Below are 26546 nucleotides of genomic sequence, written 5' to 3'. Positions count from 1 at the left end.
TCGCGGCTTGCCGCGACGGGGGCAGCGCCCCCCCGAACGACCCCGCCGTCAGCCCGCCCGGTCGAGCAGCGCCAGGACCTCGTCCTTGTCCTTGTCGCGCTCGGCCTGGGTGCGCTTCAACTCGCGTTCCAGCTGTTTGACCTCGGCCTGCTTGCGCGCCACTTCGGCGCGGTGCTTGTGCTCGCGCAGCCATTCCCAGACGAAGCCGATCAACAGCCCCGCGACGATCCCGGCAAAGATCACCACGAACAGCGGCAACTGGACCGAGAAGGCCAGCAGGTCCATTCCCGGCACCGCGGCCAGCCCCTGGGGCAGCGTGTTCAGCGTGGCCATGCCACGATTGGCCAGAGCCACGGTCACCAGAACGATGGCCAGGGCCAGCAGGAAGGCATAGCGGATATATCGCATGGACTACTTTCCGTTCAATCGGTCGCGCAGCAGCTTGCCGGTCTTGAAGAAAGGTACGCTTTTCTCCTCGACCTTGACCGATTCACCGGTGCGCGGGTTGCGGCCAATCCGAGCGTCCCGTTTCTTGACCGAAAAGGCACCGAACCCGCGCAGTTCGACGCGGTCGCCCCGCGCCATCGCGTTGGTGATCTCTTCGAAGATCGTGTTCACGATCCGCTCGACATCCCGTTGATACAGGTGCGGGTTCTCGTCCGCAATCTTCTGGATCAATTCCGACCTGATCATCGCCACACATCCCCCTGGAACAGTGCCTTGTGCACGGCACCTGGTGCCCGCAGACTATACGCGGATGCCACGCTTTGGGAAACATGCAAGTGCGGGAAAACTCATGCCTAGCAGCGGTTTGTGGGCTGCACGGTGCGGAAATCCGCGCGTCGCGGGCAGGGAATTCGCGAATACAGACACACAGGTCGATGCGCGCATCACACCGATTCGGCGCCTGTCCCGGGCCGGAATCAATGCAGACCGGAAACCGGAACCGGCCTGTCCAGAAAGGGTCTGCGCAGGGCCAGGGCGCGGCTGGCCTCGTCGCGGCGCCCCAGTCTCAGCAACACCATCGCATGGCTCAGTTCCAGCAGATCGCGCTGCGCCCGGCTGCCGCCGATCCTCTCTGACTGGGCAAGGACCGGGACCAACGCATCCAGCGCGCCGGGCCAGTCCTGGCGCGCGATGGCGCCCCAGGCGCTGGCGACCGGGCGCACCAGGTCGGCGGCAAAACCGCGCGACGCCTCGACCAGCCGCGCCAACCGGTCGCCGTCGCCCGCCATCGCGTGACTCAGGGCCGCATGCATGTCGGCAAAGCTTTGCCCGGGCGTATCGAAGTGTTGCGCCGCATAGTCCGACATCTGCCGCCAACGATCGGCCGGCACGTCGATCCCGGCCAATTCGGCGCGCCACAGAAGCGCGGCGGTATCGGTCAGCACGTTCAAGGGCAGGCCGTGCGAGGTATCCGGCAAGATCGTGCTGTCCAGGATCGACCACATCGCCGCGGTATCGCCATCCTGCAACGCCCATAACGCCGCGTGCCAGTTCAGATGCCCGTGCAGGATCGAACGCCGGTCGAGCCCGGTGATCCAGTCGGCCAGATAGGCCTGGCCGCGTGCGGTCTCGCCCGCTTCGTAATAGGCGTGGGACTTGAAATGCGCGCCATGCGCGTTTCGCGAGTTCAGCGCCAAGGCGCGCTCCATCATCGCCTGGCTGGCTGCGATGCGTCCGGTTTCACACAATGACAGGGCATGCATCGACAGTATCCACCAATCCTCGCCGTAATGCGGCAAGAGCCATCCGGTATAGGCCAGAAGCTCGGCCTCGCGGCCGATTTCGCCGGAAAACCCGATCAGACCGAAGACATTGGTGCATAGCTGCGCGGTCAGCGCGTCACGCGGATAGTCGCGGACATGGGAGAAGACCAGCGCGCGTGCCTCTTTCGATCGCCCGGACAGCACTGCCTGCAATGCGGCGACATGCTGTTGCGCGCGGGTGTCGTCCGAAACCACAAGCCGCGCCGCTGCGCCCAGAGATGTCCTGGCCGAAGCCATGTCGCCGGCCATCATCTGCGCCCGCGCCAAAGCTGCGTGACCCAGGCCGAAACCCGGATCGGCAGCGACGCAGTCGCGAAATGCCTCGGCAGCCCCGTAATTCCCGCTCAGGAACACCTGCACCCCTCGGTCATACGCTTCCCGTGCCGCGGGACTTGGGGTGTTCAGGCGGTTTCCATAAGCGTCGGTCTGCGGCATCCGGTGTCCTCTTTCCGGGATTTTACACCGTTCAAAGGAAAAAGGCCCCGGAAAACCGGGGCCTTCGTGTCTTGACTGGATGCGGCCGGCTTACTTTTCGTCGCCCTTCAGCGCCGCGCCCAGGATGTCGCCCAGCGATGCACCCGAATCGGACGAGCCATACTGTTCCACGGCTTCCTTTTCCTCGGCGATCTCGCGTGCCTTGATCGACAGGCCCAGTCGGCGGGTCTTGCTGTCGACATTGGTGACGCGCACGTCGATCTTGTTGCCGACCGAGAACCGCTCGGGGCGTTGTTCGGACCGGTCGCGCGACAGGTCGGAGCGGCGGATAAAGGACTTCATGCCCTCGTATTCCACCTCGATCCCGCCATCCTCGATCGCCGTCACCTCGACGGTGATGATCGAGCCGCGCTTCACGCCGCCCACCGCGTCGGCGAACTTGTCGCCGCCAAGCGCCTTGATCGAGAGCGAGATGCGCTCTTTCTCGATGTCGACTTCCGACACCACGGCCTTGACCACGTCGCCCTTGCGGTAGTTCTGGATCGCATCCTCGCCGCGCTCGTCCCAGGACAGGTCGGACAGGTGCACCATGCCGTCGATCTCGCCTTCGAGGCCGATGAACAGACCGAATTCGGTGATGTTCTTGACCTCGCCTTCCACCTCGGTGCCCGAGGGGTGGGTTTCGGCAAAGACTTCCCACGGGTTGCGCATGGTCTGCTTGAGACCCAGCGACACCCGGCGCTTGGCGCTGTCGATTTCCAGGACCATGACGTCCACCTCCTGCGAGGTCGACACGATCTTGCCGGGATGCACGTTCTTCTTGGTCCAGGACATCTCGGACACGTGCACCAGGCCTTCGACGCCGGGTTCCAGTTCGACGAACGCACCGTAATCGGTGATGTTCGTCACGCGGCCCTGATGCACCGAGTTCAGCGGGTACTTGGCCGCCACCAGATCCCACGGATCTTCCTGAAGCTGCTTCATGCCCAGCGAAATGCGGTGGGTTTCCTTGTTGATCTTGATGACCTGAACCTTGACGGTCTCGCCGATCGACAGGATTTCCGACGGGTGATTGACCCGGCGCCACGCCATGTCGGTGACGTGCAGCAGGCCGTCCACACCACCCAGATCGACGAAGGCGCCGTATTCGGTGATGTTCTTGACCACGCCGTCCACGGCCTGGCCTTCGGTCAGGTTGCCGATGACCTCGGCGCGCTGCTCGGCGCGGCTTTCTTCCAGAATGGCGCGGCGCGACACGACGATGTTGCCGCGGCGGCGATCCATCTTGAGGATCTGGAAGGGCTGCTTGAGACCCATCAGCGGGCCTGCATCGCGCACGGGGCGCACATCGACTTGCGAACCGGGCAGGAAGGCCACGGCACCGCCCAGATCGACGGTAAAGCCGCCCTTGACGCGGCCAAAGATCGCGCCTTCGACGCGGGCTTCACCGGCATAGGCCTTTTCCAGGCGATCCCAGGCTTCCTCGCGGCGGGCCATCTCGCGGCTGATGACAGCCTCGCCGCGGGCGTTTTCGGCCGCGCGCAGATAGACCTCGACTTCATCGCCAACGCTGATTTCGGCATTTTCGCCGGGATTCGCGAATTCCTTGAGTTCGACGCGGCCTTCCATCTTGTAGCCGACATCGATAATGGCCTGGCCCGCTTCGATCGCGATGACCTTGCCTTTGACAACCGACCCTTCTTCGGGCGTGTCCATTTCGAGGCTTTCATTCAGGAGGGCCTCGAATTCCTCCATGGTTGCATTTGCCATGTGGCGTTTCATTCCTTCGATCATGGTTTTCTGGCCATGCGGTTGTCTCCGCCGGTCTTTGATGTGGTCGTGCGGGCGGTGCGCAAAACAAAGAGGGCCGGAAGGTGCCGGCCCTGCTCGATCCCTTTGCCCTGCGGCGTGTTCGCCTGCGGTGACGAGGCGGTCTATAGCGCCGTCCCCGGACCGGGGCAAGCCCCCGCGACGGCGCCTGTACAGCCCGCAGCGCATCGTCACACCGCTCGCACCGCCGTCACCGCGGCGTCAGGGTCAGGTATGACCGATGGCCGATGGTCACCGCCCAAAGCGCCAGAGCGGCGCCATAGGTATTGCGGATATCGATGTGGCGCGTCTCACCCGGCGCGAGATCGATCTCGATTGTCCGGCTGCGGCACCAGTCGATCCGCGCCTCGATCCGGTGCAATCCGGGTGAAACGGGAACGCAGAGGGTATCGCCAGCCGAGACGTGTCCCGCCTCGCTCCCATCGACCAGCACGCGATAGGCACGGATCCGGTCGGCAAAGCCGCCAGCCCGCGAAAAGATCACAACAGCGCCCGAATGCGTGGTCATGCGCCACCGTATTTTCGGGATACATGGGCGATCGCGGCCGCGACGGCGGTATCGATATCCATCGCCGATGTGTCGATGACGATGGCGTCTTCCGCGGCGCGCAGCGGCGCATCGGCGCGACCCGTATCCCGGGCATCGCGCTGACGGACATCCGCCAGCACCGTTTCGTAATCGGTGTCGTGACCGCCATCGCGCAATTCTTTCAGGCGGCGTTCGGCCCGCACTTCGGGGCTGGCGGTGACGAACAGCTTTACCTCGGCCTCGGGGCAAATCACCGTGCCGATGTCGCGGCCGTCCAGTACCGCGCCGCCCGAGCGCCGCGCGAACGCGCGCTGGAAATCGACCAGCGCGGCGCGCACTTCGGGGATCGCCGCCACTTTCGACGCGGCCTGCGCCACGTCCGGCGTCCGCAGATCGTCGGCCGACAGGTCGTCCGGCGTCAGCCTGCGCGCCGCGTCGATCGCCGCCGCGCCCGCCAGAACCCGCTTGCCCACCGCACGGTACAGCAGCCCGGTATCCAGATGCGCAAGGCCGAAACGGCCGGCCACGGCACGGCTGATCGTGCCCTTGCCCGCTGCGGCGGGCCCATCGATGGCCACGGTGAACGACATCGCCCGATCAGCCCCGGGCCGTCCGACGACCCTGCAAGTACAACCATCCGATCATCGCGACCGACAAGGCAACGGCCAGCCACTTGACCATGGTCAGCGCCGAGGCCAGTTGCACCTGCCACGGCTCGATCCCACCCGGCCCCAGCCGCAGCATCATCGCGACCATCGAGTTTTCCCAGATATCGGCGACGAAATAGGTGAAGGCCGGGATCAGATGCAGCACCAGTCGCCCGAAACCCGGCTCGCGGATCAGCCGCCCGGTCATCAGCGCCAGAAGCAGGAACAGCGTGAACGGAAAGACCGTGTCGAGCAGACGCATCTCGAGCATGTAGACCGCCCGGCCATTGGCGGTAAGCGTTTCGAGATAGGTTTTTGCGGTCTCGAAATCATAGCCGAAAACGCGCCCGTCGAACGGCGCCATGCCATCCGCCTGCGGTTTCAGATAGGTTTCGGTCAGCCACAGGAGGGTGCCGAACAAGGCGGCTGCAAAGGCCGCGACCAGGGTAATCAACACTTTCATGCCGGCACCGTATCGCGGATGATCGACGCGCCCAACCCCTGCATGAGCGTCTCGAAGATCGGGAAAGACGTGGCGATCGGCCCGCCGTCATCGACCCGCATCGGCGCTTCGGTCGCCAGCCCCATCACCAGGAACGACATGGCGATGCGATGATCAAGCCGGCTGGCCACCGTCACCCCGCCCGGCACGTCGCCGAAACCGCGGCCTTGCACGCTCCACCAATCGTCGCCCTCGTCGACGGCGATCCCGGCGGCACGCAAGCCCACCGCCATGGCGTCGATCCGGTCGCTTTCCTTGACCCGCAATTCCCTGACGCCGGGCATATGCGTGCGGCCCTGCGCAAAGGCGGCCACGGCGGACAGCACCGGGTATTCGTCGATCATGCTGGCCGCGCGTTCGGGCGGCACCTCGATGCCGCGCAGATCGGGCGAAAACCGCGCGCGCAGATCGGCCACCGGCTCGCCGCCCTCGTCGCGCATGTTTTCATAGGTCAGGTCGGCGCCCATCTCGCGCAGCGTGGTAAACAGCCCCGCCCGCGTCGGGTTCAGCCCGATATTCGGCACCAGCACGTCCGAATCTTCGGTTATCAGCGCGGCACAGACCGGAAAGGCGGCCGAGGACGGGTCGCGTGGCACGGTGATCGTCTGGGGCTTCAGTTCCGGCCGCCCCTGCAGGGTGATGACCCGACCTTCCTTTCCGTCCTCGCTGGCGATCCGCGCCCCGAACCCGGCCAGCATCCGCTCGGAATGGTCGCGCGTCGCTTCGCGCTCGATCACCACCGTCTCGCCCGGTGCGTTCAGCCCCGCCAGCAGCACTGCCGACTTGACCTGCGCCGAGGGCACGGGCGTGGCATAGCGGACCGGCAGCGGGTCACGTGCACCCAGGATCGTCATGGGCAGCCGCCCGCCGCTGCGCCCATAGGCACGCGCGCCGAACAATGCCAGCGGATCGGTCACCCGCGCCATCGGCCGGCTGTTCAGGCTCGCATCCCCGGTAAAGGTCGCGGCGATCGGCGCGGTCGCCATCGCCCCCATGATCAGCCGAACCCCGGTGCCCGAATTGCCGCAATCGATGACCCGGTCGGGCTCGGCGAACCCACCGACACCCACACCGTGCACATGCCAGGTGTCGCCACGCTTTTCCATTTCGGCGCCGAAAGCGCGCATCGCGCGCCCGGTATCCAGAACATCCTGCCCTTCCAGCAGGCCCGTCACCCGGGTCTCGCCGACCGCCAAGGCGCCCAGGATCAGCGACCGGTGCGAAATCGACTTGTCGCCCGGCACATGCGCCTCGCCGCGCAACGGACCGGATTTGCACGCTTCCATCGGAATGGGATCACCGTGGCCGGACATGGCGTCTCCTTTTCAGAACCGTCCGACTGATAGACCGCCGCGCGTGCGGAATCCACACCCCCTGCTTCTTCTCTTTCGAAAATACGCGGACGCCGCCGTCAAAGCCGCCGGAAGGTCAGGTAATGCGGCACCCGGCCCTCGCGAAGCGCCTTCTGCTCGTAACGCGTCGACAGCCAGTCATCCCAGGGTTCGCGCCAGTCGGCAGGGCGTTCGGCCAGCCACGCGAACCCGGCCCTGGGAACCTCGACCAGCGTCTGGCGCACATAGTCGGGTATGTCCGTCGCCACCCGGAATACCGACCCTGGCTTCATCACCCGGGCCAGCGGGTCGAGAAATTCCGGGGTCACGAACCGGCGCCGGTGATGCCGCTTCTTGGGCCACGGGTCGGGATACAGCAGGAAGGCCCTGTCGATGCAGGCATCGGGCAACACGTCGAAGAGGTTGCGAACGTCGCCGGGATGAACCCGCAGATTGGCGACCCCGGCACGGCGTATCTTGCCCAGCAACATCGCCACGCCGTTGATGAAGGGCTCGCAGCCGATGATCCCGACATCCGGGTTTCGGACAGCCTGATGCACCATGTGCTCACCGCCGCCGAAACCCACCTCCAGCCAGACCGGCGCGCTGCCGAAAAGCGCATCGAGATCAAGCGGCACGCGACCGGGATTGTCCGCCCATTCCACTGCGCCGGGCGACAGGCGCGCCAGGTCCTCGGCAAGATAGGTCTCCTGGCTGGCTTTCAGGGTCTTGCCCCGCACGCGGCCGTAGAAGTTGCGCCAGGGCGCGCCGGGATGCTTGTTCGAGGTGGTCATGACGCGCGCAGATACCGCGCCGCGCCGCGCGGTTCAATCCCGCCGCGCCGCCTTCCGACCCCGCGCCGCAAATTCCTCTCCAAGGAATTTGCAAAACGCTCGCCAGCGTTTTGTCCGCTAGACCGCCTTGGCAAGCGCTTCGGCGAGATCGGCCTTTTCCCAGGAAAACCCGCCATCGGCTTCCGGCGCCCGGCCGAAATGGCCATAGGCGGCGGTGCGGGCATAGATCGGGCGGTTGAGGTCCAGGTGGGTTCGGATGCCGCGGGGTGTCAGGTCCATGACCTTGGGGATCGCGATCTCGATCGCCGCGGGATCGACCTCGCCGGTGCCGAAGGTGTCGACATAGATCGACAGCGGTTTCGCAACGCCGATGGCATAGGACAGCTGAACCAGGCAGCGGTCTGCCATGCCGGCGGCGACGACGTTCTTGGCCAGGTAGCGCGCGGCATAGGCGGCCGAGCGGTCGACCTTGGTGGGATCCTTGCCGGAAAAGGCGCCGCCGCCATGCGGGGCGGCACCGCCATAGGTGTCGACGATGATCTTGCGCCCGGTCAGACCGGCATCACCGTCCGGGCCTCCGATCACGAAGGTGCCGGTGGGGTTGACCCACCATTGCGTGTCCGCCGTGATCCAGCCCTCGGGCAGCACCTCCTGAATGTAGGGTTCGACGATGGCACGGATGTCGGCGCTCGACTGCGCTTCGCTTTCATGCTGCGTGGACAGCACGATCGAGCTGACCCCAACCGGCTTGCCACCCTCGTAACGCACCGAAAGCTGGCTTTTCGCATCGGGGCGCAGCAGCGGTTCCTGGCCGGATTTCCGCACCTCGGCCAGGCGCCGCAGGATCGCATGGGCGTACTGGATCGGCGCCGGCATCAGGTCGGGCGTTTCGTTGGTGGCATAGCCGAACATGATGCCCTGGTCGCCGGCGCCTTCGTCGCCGCGTTCGCCGGTCACGCCTTGCGCGATATGCGCCGATTGCTCGTGCAACAGGTTGGTGACTTCGCATGTGGCGTGGTGGAACTTGTCCTGTTCATAGCCGATATCCTTGATGCACGCGCGCGCGATCTCGGGGATACGGTCCATGAACGTGTGCAGCCGGGCCTGGTCGGTCAGACCGACCTCGCCGCCGATCACCACGCGGTTGGTCGTGGCAAAGGTCTCGCAGGCGACGCGGGCCCGCGGATCTTCGGCGAGGAAGGCATCGAGGATTGCATCCGAAATCCGGTCGCAGACCTTGTCGGGATGCCCCTCCGAGACGGATTCGGAGGTGAAGATATAACTCTGACGGGACATGGGTGCTCCATTGGTGCTCGCTCCGCCACGCCAGGAAGCCGTTGTGACGGGTTTGTTATGCTTGCGACTGCCCTACGCCGCGCCCGCGACGCGGTCAATCGGAAACACGCCGGCGCAGCGCGATCAGCCCTGCGGCGCAGGCGAAAAGCAACACCAGAACCGGCAGATCGCCGGTCCGGGCATACAGCGTGTGGCGCATCGGCGGCGGCAGGGGCGCATCGACGAACCCCTCCTGGTTCAGCGGCAGAGACGCCACGATCCGGCCCGCGCCGTCGATCATCGCCGATACGCCGGTATTGGCCGCCCGCACCATGGGCAGGCCCTGTTCGATCGCCCGGATGCGCGCCTGGGCGAAATGCTGATACGGTCCCGACCAGCTGCCGAACCAGGCGTCGTTGGTGATCTGCAACAGCAGATCGGGCCGCAGCGGCGCGCGCTGGACATCCTGCGGGAACACCGCCTCGTAGCAGATCAACGGCAGTGCCAGGCCCAGCCCACCGAGATCGAGGATGTCCGGGCCGGGTCCCGGGCTGTAGCCGCCCTCGGCCCGCGCGGCCAGCCCGAAGATGTTCCAGCGCCGGAACAAGGCCGCAGCGGGCATGTATTCCCCGAAGGGCACCAGGTGGTGCTTGTCATAGACCTGCACCAGTCCGCCCTGCCCGTCCATCACCGCAAGCGAATTGTAGAACCGGCCGGACTCGGCGCGCTGGATGCCCACCACGACCGGCGCCGGACCCGCCGCCTCCGAGATGCGCGCGAACGCATCGCCGGCGCGGTTCAGCAAGACCGGCACGGCGGTTTCGGGCCACACCACCAGCGCGGGTTTCGCCCCCTCCGGCGGTGCGGCGGTGAACGATACCTGCCGGTCGAAGAACATCTGAACCTTGTTCGGGTCCCATTTCTCGTGTTGCGGTGCGTTGGGCTGGATCAGCCGGATCATCGGGCGGCCCGAAAGGTCTTGAACCGGCGGGGTCAGCCAGGCGCCGCCCAGCCCCAGGGCCGCCAGCCCGATCAGCCCGGCGGCGACGCTCGGGGCTCCGTCGCGGCCCGCGCGCAGCGCCATCGCCAGCGAAGCGGCGACCGCAAGCGTGACCAGCGTCAACCCGTGCGGGCCGATCACCGAAACCCATTGGATGGCCATGACCGGTGCCCAGAGATATCCGACAAGCCCCCAGGGGAAGCCGGTGAAGACATAGGCCCGCGCCAACTCTGCCGCGGTCCATGTCAGAACCAGCGCCCAAAGGGGCCGCGACCTGAGATGCGCCGCGCTCCAGAAGGCCAGCGCCCAGAACAGCGCCAGCCCGCCGGCCATCAGAAGCAGCGCGAACGGCGCCATCCAGCCGGTTTCGGCGACATCGACCATGAACGGCTCGACGATCCATCCCAGGCCGAAGCCGAAATAGCCAAGACCGACGCCCCATCCCGTGCCGATGGCCTGGAACGCCGCGGGCGCAGCGGCGAACAGCCAGAACGCCGCCACCAATCCGGCGAAACCCAGATACCACAGGTCGTAAGGCGCGGTGGACAGCCCCATGAGAACGCCGGCCGCAACCGACAGAGGCAGCCGCGACCAGAGCGGCAGGCGTCCCGGCGCGGCGCGCGGGTTGTCAGCCACGCCGGCTTTCACCGGTCTCGACGGGCGTTGCGGTCTCAGGCGTCGCGGTTTCGGGCGCGGCGGCTTCGACAGCCGACGCCGGTGCGGCGGCGGCGGACGTCGCCGCCGGCGCTCCCTTGACGCGCACCCTCAACCGCTTGATGCGGCGCGGATCGGCATCGACGACCTCGAATTCCGGGCCGTCGGGATGCAGCACCACCTCGCCGCGCGCCGGAACACGCCCGGCCAGCATGAAGACCAGCCCGCCCAGCGTGTCGATCTCTTCGGCGTCGATGTCGGAATGGTCGGTCAGGGTGCGGCCGATCTCGGCCTCGAAATCCTCGAGCGGCGTGCGCGCGACGGCCAGGTAGGCGCCCGATTTCTCGCGCGTCCAGTACTTGTCCTCGCCGTTGTCGTGTTCGTCCTCGATCTCGCCGATGACCTGTTCGATCAAATCCTCGATGGTCACCAGCCCGTCGACGCCGCCATATTCGTCGATCACCAGCGCCATGTGGCGCCGTTCGGCCTGCATCTTGGTCAGCAGAACGCCGATCGGCATCGATGGCGGCACGAACAGAAGCGGCCGCAGGATCTTGCGCAGGTTGAAACGGCCCTCGCCGCCGTTGAAACCGTGGCTGAGCGCGAAATCCTTGAGATGGGCCATGCCGACCGGGTTGTCCAGCGTGCCTTCGTAGACCGGCAGCCGGGTCAGCCCGCTTTGCCGAAAGACCGCGACGAGATCGGATTTGTTGATAGTGTCCGGCACCGCGATGATCTCGGCCTTGGGGATCGCCACGTCCTCGACCCGCATCCGCCGCAGGTTGACCATGCCGTGAACCGGGCGCAACGCCGCCTTGACGGCCGCACCTGAGACATGGCTGTCATGATGCGGATATGATCCGCGGCCACGGAAAATGCGCCGGAACAAACCCGGCCGGGTGTCTGACTTCGCTGTATCAGCCTCTGGCTGCCCCGTCTGAAGCGCGCTTTGCGCCGCGCTAGACGAGCCGTCGTTATCGCCCATTGGTCCTCTGTCCGGTCATGGCCCCAGGGGCCGTCAATTCAACATATATGGGTCGGGAAGGCCCAGTTTGCCAAGTATGGCGATCTCCAACCCTTCCATCAGCGTGGCATCCGCGTCACGGACGTGATCGTAACCCAGAAGATGCATCACGCCATGCACAACCAGATGACAGGCGTGATCAGCCAGGCTTTTGCCCGCGCTTGTCGCTTCGCGCAAGCAGGTGTCGTAGGCGATGGCGATGTCGCCCAGTTCGGCGTCCCCCGGCGCCAGCGGATTTCCGCCGGGGGTTTCACTGGACAGGTCTTCGGCAGGCCAGCTCAGCACGTTGGTGGGCTGCGGCTTGCCGCGGAAATCCGCGTTCAGCGCGGCGATGCGGGCATCGTCACAACCAAGCACGGCGATCTCGAAACGCGCCGGATCATGGCCCAGATGCACCAGCACCGCCCGCGCCGCGCGTTCGGCGATGTCGGGCAGGCCGGCCTCCTGCCAGCGATCATCTTCGAGAATGGTATCGGTCAACATCTGTCAGATCGCCGGGGACCGGCCCCCGGTCACCTTGGGTTCAAGAGCAAGCGGAAGGATCAGGCCGGTTTTTCGGCGTCCTTCTCATAGGCTTCGATGATCGCGGCGACCAGCGGATGGCGCACCACGTCCTTTGCGGTGAAATAGGTGAAGGCGATGTTGGGGATCGCGCTCAGCAACCGTTCGGCATCGGCCAGCCCCGACGGCACCCCGCGCGGCAGGTCGATCTGCGTGCGATCACCTGTGATCACCATCCGCGAGCCTTCGCCCAACCGGGTCAGGAACATCTTCATCTGCATCGTCGTCGCGTTCTGCGCCTCGTCCAGCACCACGAAGGCGTTGGACAGGGTTCGACCGCGCATGAAGGCCAGCGGCGCGATTTCGACGGTCTTTTCCTCGATCAGCTTGGCCAATTGCTTGCCCGGCAGGAAATCGTTCAGCGCGTCGTAAAGCGGCTGCATGTACGGATCGACCTTGTCCTTCATGTCGCCCGGCAGGTAGCCCAGCTTTTCGCCCGCCTCGACGGCGGGACGGCTCAGGATGATCTTGTCCACCAGGCCGTTGATCAACATGTTCACGCCCACCGCGACGGCAAGGTAGGTCTTGCCGGTGCCCGCCGGGCCGATCCCGAAGGCCAGTTCGTTTCCGAACAGTGCCTTGACATAGGCCTTCTGCGTTTCTGTGCGCGGCTCGACCAGTTTCTTGCGGGTCTTGATCTCGACCTTGCCGCCAGAAAACATCTCGAGCTGGCTGTCGGGTCCGGCATCCTCGGCACTCAGTCGGAACTCGCGGTCGATATCGGCCTGGCCGACCTCGCGGCCCTGTTCCAGGCGATTGTAGAGCGCGGTCAGCACCTCGTGCGCTTCCGCCTGGGCTTCGGGGGCGCCGTGGATCGCCAACTGGTTGCCGCGGCGCAGGATCTGCACGCCGGTGCGGGTTTCGATATCGGTGAGGTTGCGATCGTATTCGCCGCAAAGATCGATCAAAAGGCGATTGTCTGGAAATTCGAGAATGAGCTCGGACAGGGTGCCTGTGGTCACGCAATGCTCCTGGGTTGCGACTCGGGATCAGGGTGCCAAGCCCCGAGGGGCAAGACAAGGCTTGGCCGGCGGATGTCGGACCTTGGAAACGAAAAAGACCGCGCGGCGTCGCACCACGCGGTCCTTGGGAATGTCCGTTCCGACGGGATCAGTTCGGATCCGGGATGGGCGAGCCGCCCTTGAAGTCGCCTGCCGTGTAGGTCGGCGGCGCGACGCCCGAACAGACCGGCTTGCCGTACTTGTCCAGGCGCGTCACCAGATAGCCCTCGACCCCGTCGTCGGCGATCCAGTGGTCGCAGCCATCCGGGTTGACCCAGACACCCCATTGCGTCGTCTTGAGCGAATGGCCGTTGATGCCGCGGTCGATGGTCTTGTCCGGCGGATAGCCCCGCAGGCCTTCGTCGGAACAGGCGGTCAGCAGCAGGATGGCGCCGAGACCGAGAGCGGTTTTTGCAAACGTCATGTCAGCCACCCTTCTTACTGGAAGCACAGGATTTCGACGCGGCGGTTGCGCGCCATGCCGTCTTTGGTGCGGTTGTCCGCAACCGGATAGCGTTCGCCCATGCCGCGGACATCGACGATCTTGGCGCCGACCGACTGCGCGACCTTGGCCACCGCGATGGCCCGGTTGTAGCTGAGCCGCATGTTGTATTCGTCGCTGGCCCGGCTGTCGGTGTGACCGACGATGGTGAAGGCAAAGGCGTTGCTGTCGCGGAAGAACTGTTCCAGCCGCGCCTTGTGCCTGGAGTGGATGCGGTGGCTGTCGGTGGCGAAGAACTGGTCGGTATTGACCACGCCGCAGGGCGTCACGTCATGGCAAACCGGCGTACCCTTGCGGGTCAGCCGGTTGTCGGCATAGCCTTCGGCGCCGTCATCCATCATCCAGACCTCGCAGCCATCGGGCGTCAGCGCGATTTCGGGGATGTACTGGCCTTGATCCCGGCCCTGCTGCGACCGCGTGTCCCGGCTGAAGGTCTGCGCCTCGGACGAAGTCGCCGTCGCCGTCAGAACCGCCATGGACAACGGCATGGCAAGCGCCGCCCCGACCGCGATCGTCCTGCACAGCATGCGTCCACGTGAAAATAATCCAGCAGCTATCGCCACAGCCACATCCCCCATATCCAATCGACATTATTTCCGGGAATCGGCAGATGTTCCCGGCTTACCCAGTATTATCAACACTCTATCAACTATCCTTGGCATGTGAAGCCAAAAAGACCGGCCGGAACGCCGTAAAACGTGGCGGATTCCGGGTCGCTGCCGATGAATCGAATTGGCGCGATTGATGCTCGAAAAACGGCTATTCCGCCCGTTTCGGACGAACTGTTTCCGCTCTGAAAACGATGCGGGCCGGGCCGGCGCGCAGAACCGGTTCAGATCAGCACACCACTCAGCGAATTGGGGCCCGATCCCACGATCCGCACGCGGCGCAGGTCACCCGGCGCAAGCCCTTCGGCGGTCACGTGAACCGCGTGCAGGTGTTCGGACTTGCCCACCATCTGCCCCGCCATCCGTCCGGGTTTTTCGAACAGCACCGCGACCTCGCGGCCGACCATCGCGTCCTGCACCGCACGCTGCTGGCGGGTGATCAGCGCCTGCAACCGTTGCAGACGGTCATCCTTGATGTCCTCCGGCACCTGGTCGCGTTCGGCCGCGGGCGTTCCGGGGCGGGTGGAATACTTGAACGAAAACGCGCTGCCATAGCCCACCCGTTCGATCAACTCCATCGTGTCGGCGAAATCTGTCTCGGTTTCCTCGGGAAAGCCGACGATGAAGTCGCCCGACAGATGCAGGTCGGGACGCACCGCGCGCAGCCGATCGATGATGGCGAAATACTGGTCGCGGGTGTGCTGGCGGTTCATCCGCTTGAGGATCCGGTCACTGCCGGACTGCACCGGCAGGTGCAGATAGGGCATCAGCTTGTCGCAATCGCCATGCGCCGCGATCAGATCGTCATCCATGTCGTTGGGATGCGAGGTGGTAAAGCGGATGCGGGCCAGCCCGTCGATCCCGGCCAGGTCGCGGATCAAGCCGGCCAGCCCGCGCTCGTGGCCGTGATAGGCGTTGACGTTCTGGCCCAGCAGGGTGATCTCGCGCACGCCGCGTTCGACCAGGTCGCGCGCCTCGGCCAGGATACGGTCGGCGGGGCGGCTGACCTCGGCCCCGCGGGTATAGGGCACCACGCAAAAGGCGCAGAACTTGTCGCAGCCTTCCTGCACGGTCAGGAACGCGGACGGTCCGCGCTTGGCCTTCGGCCGGGCGGCCAGGTGGTCGAACTTGTCCTCTGCGGGAAAATCGGTGTCCAGCGCCTTTTCCCCGGCCCGCGCGCGCGCCTCCAATTCCGGCAGGCGGTGATAGCTTTGCGGACCGACGACGAGATCGACCAGCGGCTGGCGGCGCATGATTTCGGCGCCCTCGGCCTGGGCCACGCAGCCGGCCACGCCGATCTTGAGATCGGGCTTTTCCGCCTTCAATCCCTTGTAGCGGCCCAGTTCCGAATAGACCTTTTCCGCGGCCTTTTCCCGGATATGGCAGGTGTTCAGCAGGATCATGTCGGCATCGTCGGGGCTGTCGGTCGTGACATAGCCTTGCCCGCCCATGGCCTCGGCCATGCGTTCGCTGTCGTAGACGTTCATCTGGCAGCCATAGGTCTTGATGAACAACTTCTTCGTCGCGGACATGGTCGTCTCCGGATCAGGGTCAGAGCGGGCAGATAGCGCAGATCGCCCTTGTCTTGCAATGCACCAGATTTTCACCGATTCTCCACCAAAAGCGGGCAGAGGCGGGCAGATGCGATATTCCGGGCTTGACGATTTCCTGTCACGGGGCAAGGCGGCGCTGGCCAAGGGGCCGGTCGCGCTGGTCTTCTGCGAGGATGCGGTCGAAGTCGACACCACGCTGCGCCATCACCTGCACAGCGGGTTCCACGCCATCGTCGCTTTCATGGATGACGTGATCGACTTGGCGCCCGACGTGGCCGACGACGTGCATCGCGTCACCTGCGATCTCAAGGTCGATGGCGCGGTGCCGCGGGCGGTGAACGCGGTGAACGCCGCCGCGCCGGGCATCTGGATGTATTACTGCTACAACGCCGAATACCTGTTCTACCCCTTCTGCGAGACCCGCTCGGTCGGCGAGATGCTGTCCTTTCACACCGAGGAACGGCGCGACGCGATGTTGACCTATGTGGTCGACCTGTATGCCGGCGACCTGGATCGCTGGCCCGACGCGGTGTCGCTGGACGAAGCGTTCCTGGACCGGTCCGGATACTATGCGCTGGCACGGCCCGACCCGGCGAATGACAATCACCCGAAGGACAGGCAACTGGATTTCTTCGGCGGGCTGCGCTGGCGCTACGAGGAACACGTGCCGATCGAGCGGCGCAAGATCGACCGGATCGCACTATGGCGCGCCAAGCCCGGGCTGCACCTGCGCGAGGATCACACCTTCGATGACGAGGAATACAACACCTATGCCTGTCCGTGGCACAACAACGTCACTGCGGCGATCGTGTCGTTCCGCACCGCCAAGGCGCTCAAGCTGAACCCCGGATCGACCTTCGACATCCGCAGCTTCAAATGGCACAACTCCACGCCGTTCGAATGGCATTCGCGGCAATTGCTGGATCTCGGCCTGATGGAGCCGGGGCAGTGGTTCTGACCACGCAACGCGACCGGATCAGGCCTGCCCGGTGACCGGCGCGTCGGTATAGGAACAAATGCCGGGATGCCCGTCCGTCGCCGTAGCCAGCGCATCGTTGACGAACCGCGCATGCACGTAACGCGGCTGCTCGGCCGGACCATAGGCATAGGAAAGGCAGCTTTCGTCCCAGTTGGCCGGGTTGCGCTCGAACCCGCTTTCGGGGCCGAAGGTCAGGAATGCGTCGTTGGGCGACATGCCCGGCCGCAACTTGGCCGCGTGGCCATCCGTCGAGGCCGACGGCCCGGTCGACGGTGCCGCTTGCATGCAACCCGCGACCGAAAGGGCCGCAACGCATCCCGTCATCCAACGTTTCATGGTCATGGCACCCTCACAGGTTCTCGTATTGCGGCATGCCCAGCACGTGAAAGCCACCGTCGACATGGATGATCTCGCCGGTCGTGCAGGCACCGGCATCCGAGACCAGGTAGACCGCCGTGCCGCCCACGGCCTCAAGCGTTGCATTGGCGCCCAACGGCGCATTCATGTCGGTGTGCTTGTAGGTCTTGCGTGCCCCGCCGATCGCCGCACCGGCCAGCGTCTTCATCGGGCCGGGGCTGATGGCGTTCACGCGGATGCCGTCGCGGCCCAGATCGTTGGCCAGGTAGCGCGTCGCCGATTCCAGCGCCGCCTTGGCCACGCCCATCACGTTGTAGTTCGGCACCACGCGGTTCGACCCGGCATAGGTCAGGGTGATCAGACAACCGCCCTTGCCGGCCATCAGCGGATGGGCGCGGCGCGCCACCTCGATAAAGCTGTAACAGCTGATATCCATCGAGTTCTTGAAATTCGCCCGGCTGGTGTTCAGGAACCGCCCCGTCAGTTCCGACTTGTCGGAAAAGGCGATGGCATGAACGAGAAAGTCCAGGCTGTCCCACCGCGCCGACAACGCCGCGAAGGCCGCGTCCAGCGAGGCGTCGTCAGTGACGTCCACATCGACCATGAAATCGCTGCCGACGCTGGCCGCCAGCGGTTCCAGCCGCTTGCCGAACGCCTCGCCCTGGTAGGTAAAGGCCAGCTCGGCCCCGGCCTCGGCGCAGGCCTTGGCGATGCCCCACGCGATCGAGCGTTCGTTCGCCACGCCCATCACCAGGCCGCGCTTGCCGTTCAAGGAAATCGTCATATGCCCCTCCGACCGTTTCGAATTACCTGACCGGAACAGGTCGAGAGGTCAAGTTGTGCGACCGCTCAGACGAAAGGATCGGCGGATCTCCAATGGCCGTGAGGAGCCCGGTGTGGAAGTTGCGCCAGCGCGGAATGAAGGCCGAAGGCCGCCGCGCATCGCCGGGCCGCCCCCCGGCACGGCGATTTGTCGACGATTGCGCGAGGCTCGGAAAGTTTGCGGATTTGGCTGGCATAAATCGCGCAATCCCGGCGGTTGGTCGCCGCACCGCGGCCCGGAGACGCGCGGCTTGTCGATCGTCGCAAAAACGTCAGTTTCGTCCCGCACCAGGCATTCCGGGATTGAGTCAAGCTCGCACCCGTCACATGCTGACGCGATCCGTCGCACTCGCCAGCCGCCACGACAGAACCCCATCCATCAAGGAGAACCGCCATCGCTTCCCGCCAGCTCTATCTTGGCCCGCTTACCGACAACCGGCGTTGGGACATGGTGAATATCCGGCCTGACGACATCATCGTCGTGACCCCGCCCAAATCCGGCACCACCTGGATGCAGACCATCGTCGCCCTGCTGCTGTCCGGCGATCCAGAGGTCGAGACGGAATTGTCGGTGAAAATGCCCTGGGTCGACATCCGCGTCCGCGAAATGGCCGAGGTCGCCGAAAGGCTCGAAGCCATGCGCCACCGCCGCAGCATGAAAAGCCATACCCCGATGGACGGCCTACCGTTGCACGATCAGGCGCAATACATCTGCGTCTTCCGCCATCCGCTGGATGCGCATTTTTCGATGCGCAAGCACATGCGCAACATCCCGATGCCGTGGTTCGACTTGTGGTATCCGCACGATGACCCCGACGGCGTCACCTTCCGCCGCTTTCTCGATGGCGGACCCGAGGGTTTCGACACGGATGCCATGCCGCTTGCTCACATCCTGCGGCATTATCAGGCGGCGAAGGCGCTGGCCGACCGGCCCAACGTGACCTTGTTCCACTATGCCGACATGATCGACGACCTGTCCGGCACGTTCAGCCGCGTGGCCGCCCTGCTGGGCGTGTCGTATCCGGCGGCGGTGATGGCGCGTCTCGTTCAGGCAGCGACCTTCGACAACATGAAAGAGAATGCCGAACGCTTCGCGCCCTCGGGCGGCAAGGGGTTCTTCAAATCCGATGCCGCGTTTTTCGACAGCGGCAGCAGCGGGAAATGGCAGGGCCAACTCAGCGCGGCGGATCTGGCCGCCTACGACGCGATGATGGACGCCCACCTGACCCCGGACGACCGCGCCTGGCTGGAATACGGGTCGGCGCGGGCGTAACCGCCCGCCGCCACGCTCAGCCCCGGAATTTCGACAGAATCATCGACCCGTTGGTCCCGCCGAAGCCGAAGGAATTGGTCATCACCGAATCCAGCCCCGCATTGTCGACCCGCTTGGTGGCGATCTCGGCCGGGTCCAGCGCCGGATCCAGGGTTTCGACGTTGATCGACGGGATGATGAAATCGTGCTCGAGCGCCAGCAGGCAATAGATCGCCTCCTGCGCGCCGGTGGCGCCCTGGCTGTGGCCGGTCATCGACTTGGTGGACGACACCGGCGGCGTCGACCCCTGCCCGAAGACCCGGCGCACCGCCTCGATTTCGCCCACGTCGCCCACCGGCGTCGAGGTGCCGTGGGCGTTGATATAGCTGACCTTGCGGCCCTCGGGCAGCGTGGACAGCGCCACGCGCATCGCGCGCTCACCGCCCTCGCCCGACGGTGCCACCATGTCGGCGCCATCGCTGGTTGCGCCATAGCCGGTGACCTCGGCATAGATCTTGGCGCCGCGCGCTTTCGCCCGCTCCAGTTCCTCCAGCACCACGATGCCGCCGCCGCCGCCGATGACGAACCCGTCGCGGTCGGCGTCGAACGCCCGCGAGGCGCGTTCCGGCGTGTCGTTGTATTTCGACGACATCGCCCCCATCGCGTCGAAGAGGCAGGACAGCGTCCAGTCCAGTTCCTCGCCGCCGCCGGCGAACATCACGTCCTGCTTGTCCAGCATGATCTGTTCCGCCGCGTTGCCGATGCAATGCAGCGAGGTCGAGCAGGCCGAGGTGATGGAATAGTTGATACCCTTGATCCGGTAGGCCGTGGCAAGGTTGGCCGACACGGTCGAACACATGCATTTCGGCACCGCGAAAGGCCCGATGCGTTTGGTCGCGCCGGTGCTCAGCACCGTCTGGTGCGCCGCTAGCATGGCAGATGTCGACGGCCCGCCCGACCCGGCCACGAGACCGGTGCGCGGATTGACGATATCGGCCTCCTCAAGCCCGCTATCGGCGATCGCCTGACCCATGGCGATATAGGCATAGGCCGCGCCGGGCCCCATGAAGCGCAGCGTGCGCTTGTCGACATGCTCGGCCACGTCCAGCTTGATGTCGCCGGCGATCTGGCTGCGAAAGCCGTGCTCCTTCATCGCCTCGTTGGCGGTGATGCCCGACTTGCCCGCCTTGAGCGAGGCCAGAACCTCTTCGGCATTGTTCCCGATGCTTGACACGATCCCGAGACCGGTGACGACGACACGGCGCATGCGCGCACTCCTTCATTGCCTTGCAGACGTGTGTAGGCCAGCCGGGACGGAGCGCGCAACCACATAGGAAAGGGCGGCACTGCCGTCTTGAACTGGTCGGCATGCCAGCCCCGCATTGTCCTGTGGGCAAAGCGCGGCAGTCCCGCGCCTCAGCTTTCGCTCAGCGCGACCTTCATGTCCTTGACCTGGTAGATCACGTCGCCATCGGCTTCGACGATGCCGTCGGCGACGCCCATGGTCAGCCGGCGGGTCTGGATCGCCTTGGTGAAATCCACCTTGTAGGTCAGCATTTTGCGGTCGGGGCGCACCATGCCGGTCAGCTTGACCTCGCCCACGCCCAACGCATAGCCGCGCCCCTGCCAGCCGCGCCAGCCCAGGTTGAAGCCGGTCAGCTGCCACAGCCCGTCCAGGCCCAGGCAGCCCGGCATGATCGGGTTGCCGGGGAAATGGCACTCGAAGAACCACAGGTCGGGGGTGATGTCGAACTCGGCCACCACGTGGCCCTTGCCGTGCAGCCCGCCATCGCCCGAGATGTCGGTGATCCGGTCCATCATCAGCATCGGCGGCGCCGGCAACTGCGCATTGCCCGGGCCGAACAGCTCGCCCGCCGCGCATTTCAAAAGATCGTCCTTGCCGAAGCTCGTCGGATACACAGCCATCGCGGCCCACCTCCATCGTCCGTTGCCTGTTCAGCCCCCCTATCACCCGCCGAACCGGCGAGGCAAGCCGTTCGGCCGGGACGCAAAGCCGCGGCGTCAGGGTCAAATCCGTTTGAAATCTGCAAGTCAGCCACACTATATTAGACCAAAGCGACAGAACCGAGGTTCGGATGAACGCGGCAGCACTGGAAAGAGGAAGCGACTGGCTCGCCCGGGCCGACCTGCGCCCGACCCGTCAACGGGTTGCGCTGGCCGCGCTGCTCGTGGGCGACGGCAATCATCGCCACGTCACGGCCGAAAGCCTGTTCGACGCCGCCAAGAAACAGGGCGAAAGCGTTTCGCTGGCCACTGTCTACAACACGCTGCGCGCCTTCTGCGAAGCCGGCCTGATGCAAGAGGTCACGGTGGACGGGTCGAAAAGCTATTTCGACACCAACACCCACGACCACCCGCATTTCTTTTGGGAAGAGGACGGGCGTCTGACCGACGCGCCCGCCGACCAGCTGGAGATCACCCGCCTGCCCAAGGCGCCCGACGGCTCGGAAATCGCCTCGGTCGACGTGGTCATCCGGCTGCGAAAGCGCTGATCACTCGCCCCGCGTGACCCGGTCGCGCGACGCGTTCAGGCCCTCGCGGAACCGCGCCCCATCTCCGTAATCCATGAATTGCGCGTAATGGCCATGCGGTTGCCGGACCGGGCCGGCATGTTTGATCGGACACCAGAATGCCTCCGTCCGGGCCGCCACCTCGCGGACATAGCCGATCACGCCGTTGCAATAGCCGCAATAGACGCAGTTCAGTTTCTGCAGCGCGTTCAGATAGGCCAGCATGTGACGGTCGATGTGGATATGCTCCGACCGGCGCACCCGCGGAATACCGTAGGCCCGGAAACAGATCGCCTGGTACAGCGACACCCACACGTCAAGAAGGACAAAGGGCAGAATCAGCGAATAGATCACCGGCGCGGTCAGGATATGCCAGGGATTGGCGCGCGACAGGAAGCTTGCCAGCCCCTCGCGCCATTCGCGTTGCTGGCGCAGCGCCTCGGTCTCGAACCGCACCTTGCCGCGTTCCAGCCGATAGCGCATGCGCTGGCGGCGTTCGGCGATCTCGTTCTCGATCTCGTCGTACAGCGCCTCGATCCGCGCCATCAATTCGTCGATCCGTGCGGTCATCGGTCGTCCTTTCCCGGTTGCGCGACCCCGGACACCATGGCCCCGGCCTGCCAGACCCGTGTCACCCGCAGATCGCCGTCCAGATGCACCAGATCGGCGGTGCCGCCCGGTACGATGCGCCCACCGGTGCCGACAAGGCCGCCGGGTATCGCCGTTGCCATGGCCAGAGCCGGACCCGGCGGCACGCCTACCACCTGCACCAGGTTGCGCACCGCCTTGGCCAGGTCCAGATCCGCCCCCGCCAGCGTGCCATCCTCCAGCGTCAGTTGCCCCGCTCGGCGCAGGATGCGCCGACCGCCCAGGCGAAAGTCGTCCAGATCCGTCCCGGCCACCGCCATCGCGTCGCTGACCAGAAACACCTGTCCCGGAGCGGTTTTCGCGGCCAGCGCCGCGCGGATCGTGTCGGGATGAACATGCACCAGGTCGGCGATCAGCCCCGCCGACAGCCGGCCATCGGCCAGCGCCGCGCCCACAAGGCCGGGTTCGCGCGAACCAAGCTGGCTCATGGCGTTGAACAGATGCGTGACCAGCCGCGCACCGGCATCGGTTGCCTGGCGCGCCTGCGCGTGGGTGCACCCGCTGTGGCCCAGCGAGACGATCACGCCCGCCCGCGCCAGGGCGCCGATCTGATCCGCCGTCGCCGCCTCGGGCGCCAGCGTGATCTTGAGCACCGGCAGCCGCGCGGCGGCCTGCAGATACAGGGCCAGGTCGTCGCCGGTCATCGGCCGGATCAGCGCCGCATCATGCGCCCCATGGCGCCTGGGGTCCAGATGCGGACCCTCCAGGTGCAGGCCCGCAAGCCCGGGCACGCCGCGGGCCAGGGCGTCGGCGACGGTGTCGATCACCGCGCGCGTCGCCTGGGGCGCGTCGGTGATCAGCGTCGGCAGGATCGTCGTCGCGCCCAGCCTTGCATGGGCCGCCGCGATGGCCCGCAGCGCGGCCACGTCCATGCCTGCCGCGATCATCCGCCCGGCCCCGCCATTGACCTGCAGATCGACGAAGCCTGGCGCCAGGGTGCCGCCCTCCAGCGCGTGACGCGCGGCGCCTTGCGGCAGGTCGCCTGCCGGCACCAGGCCCGCCACATGGCCCTCGGCGATCAGCACCGCGGTGTCGTCGTGCCAGTCCGCGCCGTCGAAGACGCGCGCACCGGTCAGCGCCGCAAGGCTCATTCAGCCGCCTCGGCCATCTGCCGCGCCAGGCTCAGCGCCCCGTCCAGGGCTGTGCCGTCCGGCGGGCTGACGGCCTCGCGCAGAAGTTCGGGCAGATAGAGAGCAAAGCGCGGGCCGACGCCACCGGCAAGGCAGAGCCGCAGGCCCGGACGCCAGCCAAGCGCCATGACGCAGTCGGCGATATAGCCTGCGCCCTGCTGCATCAGCCGCAACGCGACCTTGTCTCCAGTGCCCGCCGCCTGCGTCACCCGCGGCGCCAGCGCGCCGAAATCCCGTGGCGTGGCCGATCGGCCCAGGTCCAGCAGCGCCGCGCTGTCGCCGACGCTGTCCTGCAGCGCTTCGGTCAGCGCGGTCGCGGGGCCGATCCCGTCGCGCGCCGCCAGAACCGCCGACACCGCCGCGCGGCCCAGCCAGGCGCCCGATGCCTCGTCGCCCAACATCAACCCGTAGCCGCCCGCGAAACGCACCGTTCCACCCTGCTGAAAGGCCACGAACGATCCCGTTCCACAGACCGCCACCGCGCCGTCCGCGCCATTCAGAGCGCCAGCCAGTGCGGCGCGGCGGTCTTCCTCGATCACGGCGCGGCGCAACGGCAGGCGCGCGGCGATACGCTCGGCGATCTCCGGTCCCGTCACGCCCGCAAGCGCCAGATAGGCCGGTGCGCCGGCCAGGCCGGCCACATCCACCGCGGCCTTTTCCGCCAGCGCGCCAAGCGCGGCGTTGATCGCCTGGATGCATCCGTCGGGGTCCGAAAACGCGTTGGCGCCGGGCACGGCGACCTCGGCCCGGCCGCCGTTCCATTGCAGCGCCGCACGGCACAACGTGCCGCCGCCATCGATCCCGACTAGCAATCCACTCATGACCGCGCCCAATCCAACCTCAAATACCGGGCTCCGCACCCGCACCAAATCCGGCGGGCCACGTTCGGGAAGCACCCCGAATACCGGCTTTGTTCAAGAGTTACCGGGTTTTGCGCCGGGCAAAAAGGGCCAAGGCGTCAACCGGCCACAACCCGCCGCCCGGCCTGGTCGAACCCCATCGCCCGGTCGTCGTCCCAGTCGATCCCGGTTTCTTGACCTTCCCGCGGCAACGCAAGGCCCGCATCCTGCCGAACCGTGACCTGGGTGCCGTCCGCCAGACGCAGATGCACCAGCGTTTCGGCGCCCAAAGCTTCGGAATATCCCACATGGGCGCGCAGCCGACCGGTGTCGGACAGGCGCATGTGCTCGGGCCGGATGCCGATTTGCGCGGCCCCCGGGATGGCGGTTGCACCGGACTTCAGGAAATTCGTCGGAGGCGAGCCGATGAAGCCCGCGACAAAGGCGGTCTGCGGATCGGCATAGACATCCAGGGGGCGGCCGATCTGGTCGGCCACGCCCGCATTCATCACGATCATCCGGTCCGCCAGCGTCATCGCCTCGACCTGGTCATGCGTGACATACAGCGCCGTGACCCCCAGTTCGCGTTGCAGCGCCTTGATCTCCAGCCGCATCTGCACCCGCAGCTTGGCATCGAGGTTCGACAGCGGTTCGTCGAACAGGAACACCGCCGGCTTGCGCACGATGGCGCGACCCATCGCGACGCGCTGGCGCTGGCCGCCGGACAATTCCCGCGGCTTGCGGTTCAGGTACGGTTCGAGCTGCAGCAGCTTGGCCGCCTGCGCCACCCGGTCGGCGATCTCGGGTTTCGGCACCTTGGCGATCTTCAGCCCGTAGGCCATGTTGTCGAAGACCGACATGTGCGGATAAAGCGCGTAGTTCTGGAACACCATGGCGATGTCGCGATCCATCGGTTCGACATCGTTCACCAGCCGCCCGTCGATCGTGACTTCGCCCCCCGTGACCGTCTCTAGCCCGGCCACCATCCGCAACAGGGTGGACTTGCCGCAGCCCGACGGGCCGACGATCACGATGAATTCGCCATCGGCGATGTCGATGTCGATGCCGTGAATGACCTGGGTCTTGCCGAAGGTCTTGCGCAGGTCTTTCAGGGTGACGGTCGCCATTACTTCTCGCTTTCCACAAGCCCGCGGATGAACAGCCGCTGCATGCCGATGACCACCAGCACCGGCGGCACCATGGCCAGGATCGACGTCGCCATGATCGTCGGCCAATGGGCAAAGTCGTCGCCCGACGGGAACATCTGCTTGATGCCCATCACGATGGTGTTCATCGACGGATCGGTGGTGATCAGCAGCGGCCACAGGTACTGGTTCCAGCCGTAGATGAACAGGATCACGAACAGCGCCGCGACATTGGTCCGGCTCATCGGCAGCAGGATGTCGAAAAAGAACCGCATCGGCCGGGCGCCGTCGACCCGCGCCGCTTCGGCCAGTTCGTCCGGCACGGTCATGAAGAACTGCCGGAACAGGAAGGTCGCGGTGGCCGAGGCGACCAGCGGCAGGATCAGCCCGGAATAGCTATTCAGCATCCCGAAATTCGCGATCACCTCGTAGGTCGGCACGATCCGCACCTCGACCGGCAGCATCAGCGTCAGGAAGATCAGCCAGAAGAACAGCTTGCGCCCCGGAAACCGGAAATAGACGATGGCAAAGGCAGACAGCAGCGAGATCGCGATCTTGCCCACCGCGATGCCGATGGCCATGATCGCCGAATTCATCAGCATCGTCGCCACCGGCGCGTTGATCCCCGATTTCAGCGCGCGGGCGTAATTCTCTATCAACTGATCGCCCGGGATCAGCGGCATCGGCGGCTTGATGATGTCAGCCTGCGTCACGGTCGAGGCGACGAAGGCCAGCCAGATCGGGAAAAAGATGAAGGCCACGCCGACGATCAGCCCCAGATGGGTCAGCCACAGGCCCGCGCCGCGCTTTTCCACCATGCCGTTTTGC

General features: G+C 65.7%; 29 protein-coding genes and 1 riboswitch. Of the genes, 3 read left to right on the top strand and 26 right to left on the bottom strand.

The window, feature by feature from the left end:
- Window positions 1–48: 48 nt before the first annotated feature.
- The 17 genes from KUH32_RS09865 to miaB form a co-directional block, all read right to left on the bottom strand.
- On the bottom strand, window positions 49–408 hold the full coding sequence (locus tag KUH32_RS09865) for a lipopolysaccharide assembly protein LapA domain-containing protein (RefSeq protein WP_217777852.1): 360 nt from the start codon (window positions 406–408) through the stop codon (window positions 49–51).
- A 3-nt stretch (window positions 409–411) separates the two neighbouring features.
- Window positions 412–693 carry an integration host factor subunit beta gene (gene ihfB, locus KUH32_RS09860; RefSeq protein WP_217778391.1) on the bottom strand — a complete coding sequence of 94 codons (282 nt, stop codon included), beginning with the start codon at window positions 691–693 and terminating at the stop codon, window positions 412–414.
- A gap of 230 nt (window positions 694–923) precedes the next feature.
- Window positions 924–2204 carry a tetratricopeptide repeat protein gene (locus KUH32_RS09855; protein WP_217777851.1) on the bottom strand — a complete coding sequence of 427 codons (1281 nt, stop codon included), beginning with the start codon at window positions 2202–2204 and terminating at the stop codon, window positions 924–926.
- Window positions 2205–2294: 90 nt separating this feature from the next.
- A complete protein-coding gene (gene rpsA, locus KUH32_RS09850; protein WP_217777850.1) occupies window positions 2295–3998 on the bottom strand; it encodes a 30S ribosomal protein S1 in 1704 nt (567 codons plus the stop codon).
- Window positions 3999–4224: 226 nt separating this feature from the next.
- Entirely contained in the window at window positions 4225–4542 is a 318-nt protein-coding gene (locus KUH32_RS09845) for a hypothetical protein (RefSeq protein WP_217777849.1), read from the bottom strand.
- On the bottom strand, window positions 4539–5153 hold the full coding sequence (gene cmk / locus KUH32_RS09840) for a (d)CMP kinase (protein WP_217777848.1): 615 nt from the start codon (window positions 5151–5153) through the stop codon (window positions 4539–4541). Before cmk ends, KUH32_RS09845 begins: the two co-directional genes overlap by 4 nt.
- Before the next feature lie 7 nt (window positions 5154–5160).
- A complete protein-coding gene (locus KUH32_RS09835) occupies window positions 5161–5673 on the bottom strand; it encodes a hypothetical protein (protein WP_217777847.1) in 513 nt (170 codons plus the stop codon).
- Window positions 5670–7025: a 3-phosphoshikimate 1-carboxyvinyltransferase gene (gene aroA, locus KUH32_RS09830; protein WP_217777846.1), complete on the bottom strand. Its 1356-nt coding sequence runs from the start codon at window positions 7023–7025 to the stop codon at window positions 5670–5672. The genes KUH32_RS09835 and aroA overlap by 4 nt, the downstream gene beginning before the upstream one ends.
- 98 nt (window positions 7026–7123) lie before the next feature.
- On the bottom strand, window positions 7124–7837 hold the full coding sequence (gene trmB, locus KUH32_RS09825) for a tRNA (guanine(46)-N(7))-methyltransferase TrmB (protein WP_217777845.1): 714 nt from the start codon (window positions 7835–7837) through the stop codon (window positions 7124–7126).
- Window positions 7838–7954: 117 nt separating this feature from the next.
- On the bottom strand, window positions 7955–9133 hold the full coding sequence (gene metK, locus KUH32_RS09820) for a methionine adenosyltransferase (protein ID WP_217777844.1): 1179 nt from the start codon (window positions 9131–9133) through the stop codon (window positions 7955–7957).
- A 3-nt stretch (window positions 9134–9136) separates the two neighbouring features.
- Window positions 9137–9186, bottom strand: a riboswitch (SAM-SAH riboswitch).
- A gap of 41 nt (window positions 9187–9227) precedes the next feature.
- A complete protein-coding gene (gene lnt / locus KUH32_RS09815) occupies window positions 9228–10748 on the bottom strand; it encodes an apolipoprotein N-acyltransferase (RefSeq protein ID WP_348541100.1) in 1521 nt (506 codons plus the stop codon).
- A complete protein-coding gene (locus KUH32_RS09810) occupies window positions 10741–11556 on the bottom strand; it encodes a transporter associated domain-containing protein (RefSeq protein WP_431358183.1) in 816 nt (271 codons plus the stop codon). The genes lnt and KUH32_RS09810 overlap by 8 nt, the downstream gene beginning before the upstream one ends.
- A 228-nt stretch (window positions 11557–11784) precedes the next feature.
- On the bottom strand, window positions 11785–12273 hold the full coding sequence (gene ybeY, locus KUH32_RS09805; protein WP_217777842.1) for an rRNA maturation RNase YbeY: 489 nt from the start codon (window positions 12271–12273) through the stop codon (window positions 11785–11787).
- 59 nt (window positions 12274–12332) lie between these two features.
- Entirely contained in the window at window positions 12333–13313 is a 981-nt protein-coding gene (locus KUH32_RS09800; protein ID WP_217777841.1) for a PhoH family protein, read from the bottom strand.
- Between the two features lie 148 nt (window positions 13314–13461).
- Window positions 13462–13776 carry a hypothetical protein gene (locus KUH32_RS09795; RefSeq protein WP_217777840.1) on the bottom strand — a complete coding sequence of 105 codons (315 nt, stop codon included), beginning with the start codon at window positions 13774–13776 and terminating at the stop codon, window positions 13462–13464.
- A gap of 14 nt (window positions 13777–13790) precedes the next feature.
- Window positions 13791–14381: an OmpA family protein gene (locus tag KUH32_RS09790; protein WP_217777839.1), complete on the bottom strand. Its 591-nt coding sequence runs from the start codon at window positions 14379–14381 to the stop codon at window positions 13791–13793.
- Window positions 14382–14686: 305 nt separating this feature from the next.
- A complete protein-coding gene (miaB, locus tag KUH32_RS09785) occupies window positions 14687–15994 on the bottom strand; it encodes a tRNA (N6-isopentenyl adenosine(37)-C2)-methylthiotransferase MiaB (protein WP_217777838.1) in 1308 nt (435 codons plus the stop codon).
- Window positions 15995–16103: 109 nt separating this feature from the next.
- Between miaB and KUH32_RS09780 the strand changes: the two genes are divergently transcribed.
- Window positions 16104–16973, top strand: coding sequence for a glycosyltransferase family 2 protein (locus KUH32_RS09780; protein ID WP_217777837.1), 870 nt, complete (start codon window positions 16104–16106; stop codon window positions 16971–16973).
- A gap of 18 nt (window positions 16974–16991) precedes the next feature.
- On the opposite strand, the gene KUH32_RS09775 is transcribed toward KUH32_RS09780, so the two are convergent.
- Together KUH32_RS09775 and KUH32_RS09770 are read right to left on the bottom strand one after the other, a co-directional pair.
- Window positions 16992–17336 carry a hypothetical protein gene (locus KUH32_RS09775; RefSeq protein ID WP_217777836.1) on the bottom strand — a complete coding sequence of 115 codons (345 nt, stop codon included), beginning with the start codon at window positions 17334–17336 and terminating at the stop codon, window positions 16992–16994.
- A 7-nt stretch (window positions 17337–17343) separates the two neighbouring features.
- Window positions 17344–18135: an enoyl-ACP reductase FabI gene (locus KUH32_RS09770; RefSeq protein ID WP_217777835.1), complete on the bottom strand. Its 792-nt coding sequence runs from the start codon at window positions 18133–18135 to the stop codon at window positions 17344–17346.
- 486 nt (window positions 18136–18621) lie between these two features.
- Here KUH32_RS09770 and KUH32_RS09765 point away from each other — a divergent pair, with 486 nt between their 5' ends.
- Complete coding sequence (locus KUH32_RS09765) at window positions 18622–19446, top strand: sulfotransferase domain-containing protein (protein ID WP_217777834.1); 825 nt, start codon at window positions 18622–18624, stop codon at window positions 19444–19446.
- 16 nt (window positions 19447–19462) lie between these two features.
- Here the strand turns inward: KUH32_RS09765 and fabB are convergent, their stop codons facing one another.
- The gene (gene fabB / locus KUH32_RS09760; RefSeq protein ID WP_217777833.1) at window positions 19463–20692 is read right to left on the bottom strand and encodes a beta-ketoacyl-ACP synthase I; all 1230 of its coding nucleotides are present in this window, start codon (window positions 20690–20692) and stop codon (window positions 19463–19465) included.
- Between the two features lie 149 nt (window positions 20693–20841).
- Window positions 20842–21351, bottom strand: coding sequence for a bifunctional 3-hydroxydecanoyl-ACP dehydratase/trans-2-decenoyl-ACP isomerase (gene fabA, locus KUH32_RS09755; RefSeq protein WP_217777832.1), 510 nt, complete (start codon window positions 21349–21351; stop codon window positions 20842–20844).
- Between the two features lie 170 nt (window positions 21352–21521).
- Between fabA and irrA the strand changes: the two genes are divergently transcribed.
- Window positions 21522–21938 (top strand): iron response transcriptional regulator IrrA, encoded by a 417-nt coding sequence (gene irrA, locus KUH32_RS09750; protein WP_217777831.1) that lies wholly within the window; start codon window positions 21522–21524, stop codon window positions 21936–21938.
- On the opposite strand, the gene KUH32_RS09745 is transcribed toward irrA, so the two are convergent.
- The 5 genes from KUH32_RS09745 to ugpE form a co-directional block, all read right to left on the bottom strand.
- Window positions 21939–22526, bottom strand: a complete 588-nt coding sequence (locus KUH32_RS09745) for a hypothetical protein (RefSeq protein ID WP_217777830.1) — start codon at window positions 22524–22526, stop codon at window positions 21939–21941. It abuts the gene before it with no gap.
- Complete coding sequence (gene nagA / locus KUH32_RS09740) at window positions 22523–23695, bottom strand: N-acetylglucosamine-6-phosphate deacetylase (protein WP_217777829.1); 1173 nt, start codon at window positions 23693–23695, stop codon at window positions 22523–22525. The genes KUH32_RS09745 and nagA overlap by 4 nt, the downstream gene beginning before the upstream one ends.
- Window positions 23692–24555, bottom strand: coding sequence for a glucosamine kinase nucleotide-binding domain-containing protein (locus tag KUH32_RS09735; protein WP_217777828.1), 864 nt, complete (start codon window positions 24553–24555; stop codon window positions 23692–23694). The genes nagA and KUH32_RS09735 overlap by 4 nt, the downstream gene beginning before the upstream one ends.
- 137 nt (window positions 24556–24692) lie before the next feature.
- On the bottom strand, window positions 24693–25700 hold the full coding sequence (gene ugpC / locus KUH32_RS09730) for a sn-glycerol-3-phosphate ABC transporter ATP-binding protein UgpC (RefSeq protein WP_217777827.1): 1008 nt from the start codon (window positions 25698–25700) through the stop codon (window positions 24693–24695).
- Window positions 25700–26536 carry a sn-glycerol-3-phosphate ABC transporter permease UgpE gene (ugpE, locus tag KUH32_RS09725; RefSeq protein WP_217778387.1) on the bottom strand — a complete coding sequence of 279 codons (837 nt, stop codon included), beginning with the start codon at window positions 26534–26536 and terminating at the stop codon, window positions 25700–25702. The genes ugpC and ugpE overlap by 1 nt, the downstream gene beginning before the upstream one ends.
- Between the last annotated feature and the right edge of the window lie 10 nt (window positions 26537–26546).

The organism is Thalassococcus arenae, assembly GCF_019104745.1.
Lineage (GTDB): Bacteria > Pseudomonadota > Alphaproteobacteria > Rhodobacterales > Rhodobacteraceae > Thalassococcus_B > Thalassococcus_B arenae.
This window is presented reverse-complemented; position numbering and strand designations above follow the sequence as displayed.

What these genes read in the sequence shown, in the direction of transcription:
- KUH32_RS09835 (WP_217777847.1), bottom strand. Translation starts at nt 5,673, where the DNA reads ATGAAAGTGTTGATTACCCTGGTCGCGGCCTTTGCAGCCGCCTTGTTC.
- KUH32_RS09745 (WP_217777830.1), bottom strand. Translation starts at nt 22,526, where the DNA reads ATGACCGCACGGATCGACGAATTGATGGCGCGGATCGAGGCGCTGTAC.
- fabB (WP_217777833.1), bottom strand. Translation starts at nt 20,692, where the DNA reads ATGCGCCGTGTCGTCGTCACCGGTCTCGGGATCGTGTCAAGCATCGGG.
- ugpC (WP_217777827.1), bottom strand. Translation starts at nt 25,700, where the DNA reads ATGGCGACCGTCACCCTGAAAGACCTGCGCAAGACCTTCGGCAAGACC.
- aroA (WP_217777846.1), bottom strand. Translation starts at nt 7,025, where the DNA reads ATGTCCGGCCACGGTGATCCCATTCCGATGGAAGCGTGCAAATCCGGT.
- KUH32_RS09780 (WP_217777837.1), top strand. Translation starts at nt 16,104, where the DNA reads ATGCGATATTCCGGGCTTGACGATTTCCTGTCACGGGGCAAGGCGGCG.
- ybeY (WP_217777842.1), bottom strand. Translation starts at nt 12,273, where the DNA reads ATGTTGACCGATACCATTCTCGAAGATGATCGCTGGCAGGAGGCCGGC.
- ihfB (WP_217778391.1), bottom strand. Translation starts at nt 693, where the DNA reads ATGATCAGGTCGGAATTGATCCAGAAGATTGCGGACGAGAACCCGCAC.
- KUH32_RS09795 (WP_217777840.1), bottom strand. Translation starts at nt 13,776, where the DNA reads ATGACGTTTGCAAAAACCGCTCTCGGTCTCGGCGCCATCCTGCTGCTG.
- KUH32_RS09765 (WP_217777834.1), top strand. Translation starts at nt 18,622, where the DNA reads ATGGTGAATATCCGGCCTGACGACATCATCGTCGTGACCCCGCCCAAA.
- KUH32_RS09790 (WP_217777839.1), bottom strand. Translation starts at nt 14,381, where the DNA reads ATGCTGTGCAGGACGATCGCGGTCGGGGCGGCGCTTGCCATGCCGTTG.
- fabA (WP_217777832.1), bottom strand. Translation starts at nt 21,351, where the DNA reads ATGGCTGTGTATCCGACGAGCTTCGGCAAGGACGATCTTTTGAAATGC.
- metK (WP_217777844.1), bottom strand. Translation starts at nt 9,133, where the DNA reads ATGTCCCGTCAGAGTTATATCTTCACCTCCGAATCCGTCTCGGAGGGG.
- irrA (WP_217777831.1), top strand. Translation starts at nt 21,522, where the DNA reads ATGAACGCGGCAGCACTGGAAAGAGGAAGCGACTGGCTCGCCCGGGCC.
- KUH32_RS09770 (WP_217777835.1), bottom strand. Translation starts at nt 18,135, where the DNA reads ATGACGATTTCCTTGAACGGCAAGCGCGGCCTGGTGATGGGCGTGGCG.
- KUH32_RS09810 (WP_431358183.1), bottom strand. Translation starts at nt 11,556, where the DNA reads ATGGTCAACCTGCGGCGGATGCGGGTCGAGGACGTGGCGATCCCCAAG.
- cmk (WP_217777848.1), bottom strand. Translation starts at nt 5,153, where the DNA reads ATGTCGTTCACCGTGGCCATCGATGGGCCCGCCGCAGCGGGCAAGGGC.
- ugpE (WP_217778387.1), bottom strand. Translation starts at nt 26,536, where the DNA reads ATGGTGGAAAAGCGCGGCGCGGGCCTGTGGCTGACCCATCTGGGGCTG.
- miaB (WP_217777838.1), bottom strand. Translation starts at nt 15,994, where the DNA reads ATGTCCGCGACGAAGAAGTTGTTCATCAAGACCTATGGCTGCCAGATG.
- KUH32_RS09865 (WP_217777852.1), bottom strand. Translation starts at nt 408, where the DNA reads ATGCGATATATCCGCTATGCCTTCCTGCTGGCCCTGGCCATCGTTCTG.
- KUH32_RS09735 (WP_217777828.1), bottom strand. Translation starts at nt 24,555, where the DNA reads ATGAGTGGATTGCTAGTCGGGATCGATGGCGGCGGCACGTTGTGCCGT.
- rpsA (WP_217777850.1), bottom strand. Translation starts at nt 3,998, where the DNA reads ATGATCGAAGGAATGAAACGCCACATGGCAAATGCAACCATGGAGGAA.
- nagA (WP_217777829.1), bottom strand. Translation starts at nt 23,695, where the DNA reads ATGAGCCTTGCGGCGCTGACCGGTGCGCGCGTCTTCGACGGCGCGGAC.
- KUH32_RS09775 (WP_217777836.1), bottom strand. Translation starts at nt 17,336, where the DNA reads ATGACCATGAAACGTTGGATGACGGGATGCGTTGCGGCCCTTTCGGTC.
- trmB (WP_217777845.1), bottom strand. Translation starts at nt 7,837, where the DNA reads ATGACCACCTCGAACAAGCATCCCGGCGCGCCCTGGCGCAACTTCTAC.
- KUH32_RS09845 (WP_217777849.1), bottom strand. Translation starts at nt 4,542, where the DNA reads ATGACCACGCATTCGGGCGCTGTTGTGATCTTTTCGCGGGCTGGCGGC.
- KUH32_RS09855 (WP_217777851.1), bottom strand. Translation starts at nt 2,204, where the DNA reads ATGCCGCAGACCGACGCTTATGGAAACCGCCTGAACACCCCAAGTCCC.